We start from the raw sequence: 12,379 nt of genomic DNA, 5'->3' as shown, positions 1-12,379 counted from the left end.
TTCGCGGAGGCCGTCTTCTGTCATGTGCCCGCCGACCTCGCGCGATTTGTCGGGCAGCAGCAACGGCTTGACACCGGTCCAGTCATAATCGCTTCCTAGCGCATGGCTCGGGCTTCGGTCTCGGAGCTTGGATCACGTCTCGGGCAACGCCATCCGCCGATTTGACCGGTCGCGAGTGGGCCGAGGGTGACATGCCGCGGCATTGCTTTGTTTTGTAAAACAGGGTCCATTCATTTCATGCACATCGTCACTTGGACGGTCTGCAAAGTCGGTCTGCTTACAAGATCAGGGGAGCGGCATGCGCGTCCTATTTTCATCCATGCGGATGACAGGCCACATACGACCATTGCTGCCCTACGCGCATACGCTGATGAAGCACGGCCATCAAGTTTTGTTCGCCTCACCGGAGAGCGCCGGTCCAATACTTCGGGACACAGGGTTGGCGCACGCGCCTTTCGGTCATCCGGGTGACGAGAAACTTGGCAAGGTATGGGCGACGACCTCCAATATGACCGCCGAGGAAATGGGCCGCACAATGGTCCGCGACGTTTTCGCAGACCTCAACGCGCGAGCCGCACTGCCAGGGCTTCGCGAAACGTTCCGGACCTGGAAGCCGGACGTTATCGTGCGTGAGTCGCTGGAGTTTGCGGCCGCGATTGTGGCCGCGGAGAATGACATTCCGGTTGCCAGCGTCGCGACCATCAACGGTCTTTCAGAAGCGGTCGCAATGGCAAGCGCAGTGGCGCCGGTTGACGTCCTGCGTCAGGAAGCCGGACTCGAACCGGATGTCGGGGCGGCTCTGCGCGCCACGCCGACTTTCACGTCATTTCCCGCGTCCCTGGACGGCGATGTGGAGACGGTCGGCTCATTGGCGCCGTTCCGTGTGCGGACGGAGAGGGAGAGCCTGGACCCGGAAAGTGCCGTTCCGACATGGGCGCTCGACGATGGAAGACCGCTGGTTTTCATTACGTTTGGCACGCTGGCGGCGGGATCGTCCAAGAATCACGAGCTGTTTCGCACGGCCCTGAAATCCGTCGCGGACTTGCCTGTTCGGGCGCTGTTTTCGACCGGCGCGGAGATGGATCGGTCGCTGCTCGGTGCCGTTCCCGAGAATGTGACGGTCGAGGCTTGGGTACCTCAGCGCGAGATATTTCCACGGGCAGCGGCTCTCGTCTGCCACGGCGGTGCAGGCACGGTCCTGGCCGGATTGGCAAACGGGTTGCCGATCGTCCTCACACCCTTGAACGCCGATCAGCCCGAAAATGCGCGGAGGGTGGAAGCAGCCGGCGCAGGCATCGCGCTGCCGAACCCCGATACGACATCGCTGCGCGCGGCAATAGAGAGAGCACTCGCCGATTCCAGAATTCGAGCCGCTGCTGGCCGGATCGCTCACGAGATCGGGACCATGTGGAGCATTCACGATGCTGTCGGCAAAATCGAGCGCTTGAGCGCCAGCTGATCAAGAAATGTCGGCTGTTGGTGCAGCGTTGATGCGCTGCTGTGCAGTAATAATAAGTTGGCTATCGGGTCACAGAGGATCTTGCATGCAGTCCGCCCGGCAGATTTATGGGGTCACGGCTTGGATATCGAGCGCGTTTGTCTGCGGTTCGGGCATTTCAGGCAATCGATTTTCAAACACGTTCGGATTCGGTCATTTTCCTTGACCTCACAGGAATTATCGCCTTCGATGCCATTCGTGAATGGGAGGCGGCGCGTCGGTTACGATGCGGGGTTCCGGAAATGGGCCGGGATGGGAGCTGCGTTCACACGGGAAAAAAGATCAGGGTTTGCCTGAAAAACAGAGAAAAGGGTCTGTGGGTCATGAAACATATTGCTATCGGCATTCTTGGCGCCGCTACGCTTGGATTGATGGCGTCGGCAGCGTCGGCCACGACGCTCGACACCGTCAAGGCGAAGGGCTTCATCCAGTGCGGCGTCTCGACCGGTCTGGCCGGCTTCTCGGCGCCGGATGACAAGGGCGACTGGCAGGGCATCGATGCAGATTTCTGCCGCGCTGTCGCGGCCGCCGTCTTCGGTGACGGCACCAAGGTCAAGTTCACGCCGCTCAGCGCCAAGGAACGCTTCACCGCGCTGCAGTCCGGCGAGGTCGACATCCTGTCGCGCAACACCACCTGGACCATCAACCGCGACACCGCGCTCGGCCTGAATTTCGTCGGCACCACCTACTATGACGGCCAGGGCTTCATGATCAACGCCAAGAAGCTGCCGGGCGTCAATTCGGCCCTCCAGCTCTCGGGCGCCGCCGTCTGCGTGCAGAGCGGCACCACCACCGAACTCAACCTCGCCGACTACTTCAAGGCGAACAAGATGGAGTACAATCCGGTCGTCTTCGAGAAACTCGAAGAGGTCAATGCCGCCTATGATGCTGGCCGCTGCGACGTCTACACCACCGACCAGTCGGGCCTTTACGGCATCCGCCTGACGCTCGGCTCGCCGGCCGATCACGTCGTGCTGCCCGAGATCATCTCCAAGGAGCCGCTCGGCCCGGCCGTGCGCCAGGGCGACGACCAGTGGTATCATATCGTCAAGTGGACCTATTTCGCGCTGCTCGACGCCGAGGAGCTCGGCATCACCAAGGCCAATGTCGATGAGATGAAGAATTCGGCCAGCCCGGAGATCAAGCGCGTGCTCGGCCAGGAGGCCGACACCAAGATCGGCACCGATCTCGGCGTCTCCAATGACTGGGTCGTCAACATCGTCAAGGCCGTTGGCAATTACGGCGAAATGTTCGATCGCAATGTCGGCTCGGGCAGCCCGCTCAAGATCGCGCGCGGCATCAACGCGCTGTGGACCAAGGGCGGCCTCCAATACGCTCCGCCGATCCGCTGACCGAAATGTGATCCGGAAGGCAGATACTCTGCCTTCCGGTTTCTCTTTCCAGGGGACGGTCACATGGCATCGCAGGAAGTTCTTCGCGAAGAGCCCAGCCGGGCTTCCTTCATCAATGATCCGAAAGTCCGCAGTCTCTTCTTCCAGACGCTGGTCGTCATCGTCCTGTTCGGCTCTGTCTGGTGGATCGTGCAGAACGTCATCGACAATCTGCAGCGCCTCCACATCGCCTCCGGCTTCGGCTTCCTCAGGGGACGCGCCGGGTTCGACATCTCGGATACGCCGATCGCCTATACGTCGGACTCGACCTACGGCCGCGCCATCCTCGTCGGCCTGATCAACACCATCATCGTCGCCGTCGCGGGCATCATCACCGCAACGATCATCGGCTTCGTCATCGGCATCGGCCGCTTGTCGCAGAACTGGCTGATCCAGAAGATCTGCACGGTCTATGTCGAGGTCTTCCGCAACATCCCGCCGCTGCTGGTCATCTTCTTCTGGTATTCCGGCGTGCTGGCGGTGCTGCCGGCACCGCGTGACAGCTATCATCTGCCCTTCGGCTCCTTCCTCAACCAGCGTGGCTTCTATTTTCCCCGCGCAGTGTGGGGCGAGGGCTCCTGGTTGATCTTCGTCGCTCTGCTTGTCGGCATCGCCATGGCGTGGTTCGTCGCCCGCAGGGCGCGTCAGCGGCAGATGGTGACAGGCCAGCAATTTCCGGTGTTCTGGACTTCCGTGGCGCTGATCGTCGGCCTGCCATTGCTCGCTTACATTCTGAGCGGTTTTCCGCTGAGCTTTGATCTTCCGAAACAATCCACCTTCAACCTGACCGGCGGCTTCCAGGTCAAGCCGGAGTTCCTGTCGCTCTATCTGGCGCTGTCCTGCTACACGGCGGCCTTCATCGCCGAAATCGTGCGCGCCGGCATCAGGGGTGTCAACAAGGGGCAGACCGAAGCGGCGGCGGCCCTCGGGCTACGATCCGGGTCTATCCTGCGGCTGGTTGTGGTGCCGCAGGCCATGCGCATCGTCATCCCGCCGCTGACCAGCCAATATCTCAACCTGACCAAGAACTCGTCGCTGGCGATCGCCATCGGCTATCCGGACCTGACGGCGACAGCCGGCACGGTTCTGAACCAGACCGGACAGGCGGTCGAAGGCGTGCTGATCATGATGATCGCCTATCTCATCCTCAGCCTGGTGACCTCGGCCGTCATGAACGTGGTCAACGCCAGAATGGCGCTGGTGGAAAGGTAGAGCCATGCAGGAACACGATATGTCCTGGGTGCGCACCGAAATGGCCCTGGCGCAGCCCGCGCCGACAAGCGTCCGCGGCCCGATGGCCTGGGTGCGCAAGAACCTGGTCGGCACGGTTGGCGACACCATCCTCACCATCCTTGGCATCGTCATCGTTGCCTGGATCCTGCCGCAGGTCATCAACTGGGCGTTCCTCAACGCGCAGTGGACAGGGCCGGACCGCACCGTCTGTGCGACCGTTGCACAAGGCGGCATTCAGCCGGATGGCTGGACCGGCGCCTGCTGGGCTTTCGTCAATGCCAAGTTCGGCCAGTTCATGTTCGGCACCTATCCGATCGAGGAACGCTGGCGGCCGATCCTGGTTGCCATCCTGTTCGTGGCGCTGCTGGTGCCGATGCTGATCCCGCGTGTCCCCCGCAAGGGGCTGAACGCCATCCTGCTTTTCCTGGTGCTGCCGATCGTCTCCTTTTTCCTGCTGATCGGCGGCGTGTTCGGCCTGCCGCATGTCGAGACCTCGCGCTGGGGCGGCCTGCTGGTCACGCTCAGCCTGTCCTTCGTCGGCATTGCCGTGTCGCTGCCGCTGGGCACGGTGCTGGCGCTGGGCAGGCGTTCGAAAATGCCGATCATCAAGACGTTGTGCGTGATCTTCATCGAAACGGTGCGCGGCATCCCGCTGATCACCGTTCTGTTCTTCGTCAGCGTCATGCTGCCGCTGTTCCTGCCGGCTGGCGTCACCTTCGACAAGTTCCTGCGGGCGCTGATCGGCGTGTCGCTGTTTGCCGCCGCCTACATGGCCGAAGTCGTGCGTGGCGGCCTGCAGGCAATTCCCAAAGGCCAGTATGAGGGCGCCGATTCGCTCGGCCTCGGCTATTGGCAGAAGATGGGGCTGATCGTTCTGCCGCAGGCGCTGAAGCTGGTCATTCCCGGCATCGTCAATACGTTCATCGGCATGTTCAAGGACACCAGCCTCGTCCTGATCATCTCGATGTTCGACCTGCTCGGTGTCGTCAAGCAGAACTTCTCGGACGCCAACTGGGCGACGCCGCAAACGGCCCGGTCCGGCCTGGTGTTCGCCGCCTTCGTCTTCTGGCTGTTCTGCTTCGGCATGTCGCGCTATTCAATGTACACCGAACGCCGGCTCGATACCGGCTACAAACGCTAAACGAAAGACCAAGGGGACCCTGTCAATGGCCACCGAAAATGCCGTCAGCGCGGAAGAGATCAAGGTCAACGCCGCCAAGATGCACATCTCGACCACCGATGTCGCCATCGACATCATCGCCATGCACAAATGGTATGGCGAATTCCATGTGCTGAAGGACATCAATCTGAAGGTGATGCGTGGCGAGCGCATCGTCATCTGCGGGCCCTCAGGCTCCGGCAAGTCGACCATGATCCGCTGCATCAACCGGCTGGAGGAGCACCAGAAGGGCAAGATCATCGTCGACGGCAAGGAACTCACCAATGATCTGAAGAAGATCGACGAGGTGCGCCGCGAGGTCGGCATGGTGTTCCAGCACTTCAACCTGTTCCCGCATCTGACCATCCTGGAAAACTGCACGCTGGCGCCGATCTGGGTGCGCAAGACGCCCAAGAAGCAGGCCGAGGAAATCGCCATGCATTTCCTCAAGCGCGTGAAAATCCCGGAGCAGGCCAACAAGTATCCGGGACAGCTTTCAGGCGGTCAGCAGCAGCGCGTGGCGATCGCGCGCTCGCTATGCATGAACCCGCGCATCATGCTGTTCGACGAGCCGACCTCGGCGCTCGACCCGGAAATGATCAAGGAAGTTCTGGAGACCATGGTGGGGCTCGCCGAGGAAGGCATGACCATGCTGTGTGTCACGCACGAAATGGGCTTTGCCCGCAAGGTCGCCAACCGGGTGATCTTCATGGATCAGGGCCAGATCGTCGAGCAGAACACGCCGGCCGAATTCTTCGACCATCCGCGCCATGAGCGCACGAAGCTGTTCCTGTCGCAGATCCTGCACTGACCGGTTTCACACCGAGCGCAAGAGCCCGGCCGCAATGCGGCCGGGCTCTTTTCTTATGGATCGGCTGATGCGATTGGCGGCAGGGCAGCGGGCGTCATCGATGAGAAAAGTCCTGCGTTTCCTTTCCATGTCGCTCGCCGTGATCGTGCTTGCAGCGGCCCTCGGCACGCTGGTACCGCGTCCGCTCTGGCCGGCGGCATCCGCGGGCGAGGGCACGCGGCATATATTGGTGCTGAAGAACCCGATCCACACCGACATCGCCATTCCGGTGGACGATGCCGTGCGCCAGCGCTTTCATTTTCTGGTCGAGGCCGGCATCCCGGCCGATAGTCCGGAGGTGCGCTACATCATCTTCGGCTGGGGCGGCCGCGCCTTTTATCTGGAAACACCGACCTGGTCCGAACTCAAGGCCGGTCCGGTGATGAAGGCGCTGACCCTCGATGCCTCGGTGATGCACGTCGATGTCGCCGGCGCCATCGCCGAACCACATCCGGATGTCGCGGGCTTCGACATTGACGGGAAGCGGTTCGCGGCGTTGCTCGATTTCATCCAGGCCAGTTTTCAGCAGGGGCCGAACGGTCCGATCCATGTCCAGAACGCTGCCTATTCAAAATTCGACGGCTTTTTCGAAGCCAAAGGCCATTTCAACGCGCTGGTCGGCTGCAACACCTGGACCGCTGCCGCTCTGCGTACCGCAGGCCTGCGGACCGGCTGGTGGAACCCGCTGCCGGTGTCGCTGGGGTGGTCGATGCGGTTGTATAATTGAGACTCGGCAACGTTTCCAAGATGGACGCCGGCGCCAAAGCCGCCAATCTCCCCAGGTGGTGGAGATGTCCGGCAGGACAGAGAGGCGCTGTCCCGTCAACCTATCGGGCTGACTTGTCCCGACGTCCTACCGCCTAACGACCTTCGGTTCCTCCCAGCCATAAAGCCAGTCGAGATCAGCCGCGAGCTTCTCCGCCGGCCGCGTCGCCAGCACCAGGTTGCGGGCCAGCGCCACCGGGCCCCGGGCGTGCCAGGCAAACCGGTTGAGCGCACCGCGCTTGAGCACCTTCTCCACGCGCGGCCGCCGCAGATTCTCCCAGATGGTGAGGCTCTTTCGCGGATCGGCGGGGAAGTCGGCGACCAGAGTGGCAAGCGTCGCGGCATCCTCGATCGCCATCGCCGCGCCCTGTGCCGCGAATGGCGTCATCGCATGCGCGGCATCGCCGATCAGCGCAATGCCGGTCGGCGTTGTCCAAGGCTGTTTCTGTTCGACGGTATGCAGCGGCCAGGTCAGCCACGGCCCGGCTATTTCCACCAGCTTCACGAGTCCTGGCGCGGTGCCGCGCATGGCGGCGGCGAGGGTGCCGGGATCGGCATGGCCGGACCAGCCCTCGGCAATGCGCTCGCCCTTGGTGAAGGCGACGAGGTTGAATGCGTCGCCCTTGCTGACGGGATAGGCGACCATGTGGAAACCCGGATGCAGGAACGTCGTGACACAATCGGCTGCGCCGATCGCGGCGAAGGCCCGCCCGGCGCTGCTGTCGGCCGTGACGGTGGTGCGCCAGGCCAACTCTCCCGAAAAACGGCTTCTTGGCGATGCCATCCTTCTTGCATCGACAAGCCCGCGCACCGACGACCAGACGCCATCGGCGCCGACCAGCAAGAAGCTTTGTTCCTCCGCGGTCTTGCCGCCGATCTCGACGGTTGCCGTGACACCATGGCTGCCAGTCGCAATTCCTTGGACGCGCGCCCCGACGGTGAGATGGATATCAGGCATCTCGGCAGCACACGCCATCAGCGCGCTCTGCAGGTCGGCCCGGTGCGCGACGAGATAGGGAGCGCCCCAATGGTCTTCACCCGACTGCCCCAACGGCACATGCGCCAATTCGCGCAACGTCCTCGCATCCTTCAGCACCACGGCCTCCGGCCGCACCGCCGCCGGCAACAGCCGGTCGAGTACGCCGAGGTCACGCAGGATGCGTGTCGCGTTGGGGGAAAGCTGGAGGCCGGCGCCTACAGCTTCCAGGCGCGGCGCTTGCTCGAACACCTGCACGGGGTAGCCGCGTCTGGCAAAAGCAAGTGCGGAGGTCAGCCCGGCGACGCCCGCTCCGGCGATGACGATTTGCCGGGAGCCTTGGTCGTCCATCAGGTCCGTCGCGAGGGAATCAGGCGGCCTGGTCGATGTAGAGGCAGCCGGCAGGCAGCGTTTCCGTCGCCTTCAGCTTCGGCGAATAGCGGTAGAGCGTCGAGCAATAGGGGCAGACCTTCTCATTGTCGTCGCCCATGTCGAGAAACACATGCGGGTGATCGAAAGGCGGGTTGGCGCCCGTGCACATGAATTCCCTGACGCCGATGTCGATCGCCGGATGGCCCGCATCGTTCTGGAAATGGGGAATGGAACCGCCTGCCATCGTCGTCTCCTTAACGCAGTCTCGCATGCATCTGGATCATAACAGGTCTCTTTGCAAGATCGATGAAATGAAACTGTCGCAAAAGCCTGTCAGAGGATAAGTTAAGCCGGTTAACCGGCTGAGCGGTGGAAAGAGCAGGAACCATGAACGAACTGAAGCCGGTGCAGAGCGAATTCATCAATGTCGAAGCGGCGAGCCCGGAAGGCGGCAATCCCGATCGTTTCGTCAATCGCGAGTTTTCCTGGCTGCAGTTCAATCGCCGCGTGCTCGAGGAATCGCTGAACACCCATCATCCGCTGCTGGAGCGCGTTCGTTTCCTCTCGATCTCGGCTGCCAATCTCGACGAATTCTTCATGGTGCGGGTCGCCGGCCTCGCCGGCCAGGTCCGCGAGGGCATCGTGCTGAAGAGCCCTGATGGCCGCACTCCCGAACAGCAGCTCGAACAGCTGCTGCGCGAGGTCGAACGGCTGCAGGAAGACCAGCAGAAGAGCCTTTCGGCGTTGACTGTGCTGCTCAACAAGGAAGGCATCGAGACCATCACCCGCGACGCTCTGACCAAGGACGAGAAGATCTGGTTGGAAGAGCATTTCCAGGACCAGGTGTTTCCGGTGCTTACCCCCCTGTCGATCGACCCGGCGCATCCGTTCCCGTTCATTCCCAATCTCGGCTTCTCGATGGCGCTGCAGCTTCGCCATCGCAAGAATGGCGAAGAAATGAGCGCGCTCCTGCGCCTGCCAGTGGCGCTGAAGCGCTTCATCCGTCTTCCGGATCGCAAGCACCATGTCCGCTTCATCCCGCTGGAAGAGGCGGTCGGGCTCTATATCGGCAAGCTGTTTCCCGGCTACGAGGTCAAGGGCTCAGGCACGTTCCGCATCATCCGCGACAGCGATATCGAGGTCGAGGAAGAATCGGAAGATCTGGTGCGCCTGTTCGAGACCGCGCTGAAGCGCCGCCGTCGCGGATCGGTGATCCGCATCGAGTTCGACAAGCTGATGCCTGGCGAATTGCGCGATTTCGTGGCCAGCGAACTCGGCGTCTCATCGAGCCGCATCAGCGTCCTGACCGGGCCGCTGGCGCTCAGCCAGATCTCCGAGATCGTCGCCGTGCCCCGCGACGACCTCAAATTCAGGCCCTACAATCCGCGCTTTCCCGAGCGCATCCGCGAGCATGGCGGCGATTGCTTTGCCGCCATCCGCGAGAAGGACATCATCGTCCACCACCCCTACGAATCCTTCGACGTGGTGGTCCAGTTCCTGCGCCAGGCAATGGCCGACCCCGAAGTGGTGGCGATCAAGCAGACGCTTTACCGCACCTCCAACGACAGCCCGATCGTGCGCGCGCTGGTCGACGCGGCCGAGGCCGGCAAGTCGGTGACCGCACTGGTCGAGCTCAAGGCGCGCTTCGACGAGGAAGCCAACATCCGCTGGGCGCGCGACCTGGAGCGCGCCGGCGTGCAGGTCGTGTTCGGTTTCCTCGAACTGAAGACCCATGCCAAGATGTCGCTGGTGGTGCGGCGCGAGGACGGCAAGCTGCGCAATTACGTGCATCTTGGCACCGGCAACTACCATCCGGTCACCGCGCGCATCTACACCGACCTGTCCTTCTTCACCACGGACCCGACGATTGCCCGCGACGTCGCGCAGCTGTTCAATTTCATCACCGGCTATGCCGAGCCGACCGCCGAAATGCGGCTCGCGATCTCGCCGTTCACGCTGCGCAACCGCATCCTGCAGCACATTTCCGACGAAGTCGCCCATGCGCTGGAAGGCAGGCCGGCGCGCATCTGGATGAAGATGAACGCGCTTGTGGACCCGATCATCATCGACGCCCTCTATGATGCCAGCCGCGCCGGTGTCGAGATCGACCTCGTCGTGCGCGGCATCTGCTGCCTTCGGCCACAGGTGCCGGGCCTGTCGGAAAACATCAGGGTCAAATCGATCGTCGGCCGCTTCCTGGAGCACAGCCGCATCTATTGTTTCGGCAACGGCCATGGCCTGCCGTCGGACGAGGCGATCGTCTACATCTCCTCGGCCGACCTGATGCCGCGCAATCTCGACCGTCGCGTCGAGACCATGGTGCCGATCACCAATCCAACTGTGCATGAACAGGTGCTCGGCCAGATCATGCTCGGCAACATCATGGACAATCAGCAAAGTTTCGACGTATTGGCTGATGGAACCTCCCGGCGCGTGGTGCTGGAGGAGGGCGAGGAACCGTTCAACGCGCAGGAATATTTCATGACCAATCCGAGCCTGTCCGGACGGGGTGACGCGCTGAAGTCGCATGCGCCCAAACGCATTGCGCAGTTCAAGCGCCGCAAGAAGAACGCCGCAGCGTCCACCTGATGCTGTCTGATTCCCAGGGCCGGCTGCAGGACCGCCGACCGCTGTCCATCATCGACATCGGGTCGAATTCGATCCGCCTCGTTGTCTATGAAGGGCTGGCGCGCTCGCCGACCATGCTGTTCAACGAAAAGATGCTGGCTGGTCTTGGCCGCGGCATCGTTTCGACCGGCAAACTCGACCCCGAGGCGGTGACGCGCTCGATGGAAGAGTTCCGCCGCTTTCGCGCGCTGTCCGATCAGGCCGGCGCAGAGCATATGTATGTCTTGGCCACCGCCGCCGCGCGCGAGGCAATCAACGGACCCGATTTCATCCATCGGGCCGAGGACGTGCTCAAGACCGAGATCCGGGTGATCAGCGGGCGTCAGGAGGCCCACTATTCGGCGCTCGGCGTCATTTCCGGCTTCCATCCGGCCAATGGCATCGCCGGCGATCTGGGCGGCGGCAGCCTCGAGCTTGTCGACGTCAGTGGCGAGGCAATCGGTGACGGCATAACGCTGCCGCTCGGTGGCCTGCGCCTTCAGGACATGGCGAAGAACTCGCTCACCCAGGCGCAGAAGATCGCGCGCGAAGAGCTTGCGCGGGCCAAGCTGTTGAAGGGCGGGCAGGGCCGGCCCTTCTACGCCGTCGGCGGCACTTGGCGAAACCTCGCCCGGCTGCACATGGAGATGACCAACTACCCGCTCGGCGTCATGCACCATTACGAGATATCAGCCGACAGTGCGGCGAACTTTCTCAAGCAGGTGGGCAAAGCCGAGATCGAGAAGGTCAAGGGGATCGAAGGCGTCTCGAAGAACCGCCGTTCGCTGCTGCCCTACGGCGCCATCGTGCTGCAGGAGATCATGGCGGCGATGCAGCCGTCGAAGATCATCGTCTCGGCACTCGGTGTGCGCGAAGGCTTCCTCTATTCGTTGCTCGATGAGGCGGAGCAGAAGGCGGATCCGTTGATTTCGGCGTCCGAGGAGCTCGCCCGGTTGCGTTCGCGCTCGGTCACCCATGCGCATGAACTGGTCGACTGGACGGCCAAATCCTTCGCCGCCTTCGGCATCGACGAGACCGAAGACGAGGCGCGCTACCGCCATGCCGCCGCACTGCTGGCCGACATCGGCTGGCGCGCGCATCCCGAGTATCGCGGCAGGCAATCGCTCAACATCATTGCCCATGCCTCTTTCTTCGGCGTCGACCATCCGGGCCGTGCCTTCCTGGCGCTGGCCAACGCCTATCGTCATGACGGCATCTTCAACGAATCCATCGCGCCGGAAATCAAGGCGCTGGCGACGCCACGCTACCTCGAGCGTGCCCGGGTGCTGGCGGCGATGATGCGCGTCGTCTATCTGCTGACGGCCTCGATGCCCGGCATCATGCCCAGGCTGAAATGGGAGCCGCGCGCCAATGGCGTGCTGGCGCTGGTGTTGCCGGCCTCGCTCTCCGACCTCTACGGCGAGCGGCCGGCCGGCCGGCTGGCGCAGCTGGCGCGGATCACCAACCGCAGGCTGGTGCTGGCAGTGGAAGGCGGGCCGAGCGTTTCGGTCAAATAGCACGTTCCGGT

10 protein-coding genes are annotated in these 12,379 nt (G+C 62.6%); 8 read left to right on the top strand and 2 right to left on the bottom strand.

Going from position 1 to position 12,379, the window contains the following annotated elements:
- Nucleotides 1-298 precede the first annotated feature (298 nt).
- The 6 genes from FJ977_RS02535 (at nucleotide 299) to FJ977_RS02510 (ending at nucleotide 6,858) form a co-directional block, all read left to right on the top strand.
- Complete coding sequence (locus FJ977_RS02535; protein ID WP_140768258.1) at nucleotides 299-1,459, top strand: glycosyltransferase; 1,161 nt, start codon at nucleotides 299-301, stop codon at nucleotides 1,457-1,459.
- A 362-nt stretch (nucleotides 1,460-1,821) separates the two neighbouring features.
- Complete coding sequence (locus tag FJ977_RS02530; RefSeq protein ID WP_056563038.1) at nucleotides 1,822-2,850, top strand: amino acid ABC transporter substrate-binding protein; 1,029 nt, start codon at nucleotides 1,822-1,824, stop codon at nucleotides 2,848-2,850.
- 63 nt (nucleotides 2,851-2,913) lie between these two features.
- The gene (locus tag FJ977_RS02525; protein WP_140768256.1) at nucleotides 2,914-4,101 is read left to right on the top strand and encodes an amino acid ABC transporter permease; all 1,188 of its coding nucleotides are present in this window, start codon (nucleotides 2,914-2,916) and stop codon (nucleotides 4,099-4,101) included.
- A gap of 4 nt (nucleotides 4,102-4,105) precedes the next feature.
- Nucleotides 4,106-5,263: an amino acid ABC transporter permease gene (locus tag FJ977_RS02520; protein WP_140768254.1), complete on the top strand. Its 1,158-nt coding sequence runs from the start codon at nucleotides 4,106-4,108 to the stop codon at nucleotides 5,261-5,263.
- Between the two features lie 25 nt (nucleotides 5,264-5,288).
- Nucleotides 5,289-6,092, top strand: a complete 804-nt coding sequence (locus FJ977_RS02515) for an amino acid ABC transporter ATP-binding protein (RefSeq protein ID WP_010915400.1) — start codon at nucleotides 5,289-5,291, stop codon at nucleotides 6,090-6,092.
- A 100-nt stretch (nucleotides 6,093-6,192) separates the two neighbouring features.
- Nucleotides 6,193-6,858 carry a TIGR02117 family protein gene (locus FJ977_RS02510; RefSeq protein ID WP_140768252.1) on the top strand — a complete coding sequence of 222 codons (666 nt, stop codon included), beginning with the start codon at nucleotides 6,193-6,195 and terminating at the stop codon, nucleotides 6,856-6,858.
- Nucleotides 6,859-6,984: 126 nt separating this feature from the next.
- On the opposite strand, the gene FJ977_RS02505 is transcribed toward FJ977_RS02510, so the two are convergent.
- Together FJ977_RS02505 and FJ977_RS02500 are read right to left on the bottom strand one after the other, a co-directional pair.
- Nucleotides 6,985-8,223 carry an FAD-dependent monooxygenase gene (locus FJ977_RS02505; RefSeq protein ID WP_140768250.1) on the bottom strand — a complete coding sequence of 413 codons (1,239 nt, stop codon included), beginning with the start codon at nucleotides 8,221-8,223 and terminating at the stop codon, nucleotides 6,985-6,987.
- Between the two features lie 19 nt (nucleotides 8,224-8,242).
- Nucleotides 8,243-8,488, bottom strand: coding sequence for a zinc-finger domain-containing protein (locus FJ977_RS02500; protein ID WP_056563026.1), 246 nt, complete (start codon nucleotides 8,486-8,488; stop codon nucleotides 8,243-8,245).
- Nucleotides 8,489-8,631: 143 nt separating this feature from the next.
- On the opposite strand from FJ977_RS02500, the gene FJ977_RS02495 reads away from it, so the two are divergent.
- Nucleotides 8,632-10,833, top strand: coding sequence for an RNA degradosome polyphosphate kinase (locus FJ977_RS02495; protein WP_140768248.1), 2,202 nt, complete (start codon nucleotides 8,632-8,634; stop codon nucleotides 10,831-10,833).
- A complete protein-coding gene (gene ppx / locus FJ977_RS02490) occupies nucleotides 10,833-12,368 on the top strand; it encodes an exopolyphosphatase (protein ID WP_140768246.1) in 1,536 nt (511 codons plus the stop codon). Before FJ977_RS02495 ends, ppx begins: the two co-directional genes overlap by 1 nt.
- Nucleotides 12,369-12,379 lie beyond the last annotated feature (11 nt).

It is taken from the genome of Mesorhizobium sp. B2-1-3A (assembly GCF_006442655.1).
Lineage (GTDB): Bacteria > Pseudomonadota > Alphaproteobacteria > Rhizobiales > Rhizobiaceae > Mesorhizobium.
Note: the sequence above shows the minus strand (reverse complement) of the source record. Positions and strands in the feature narration are given on the sequence as shown.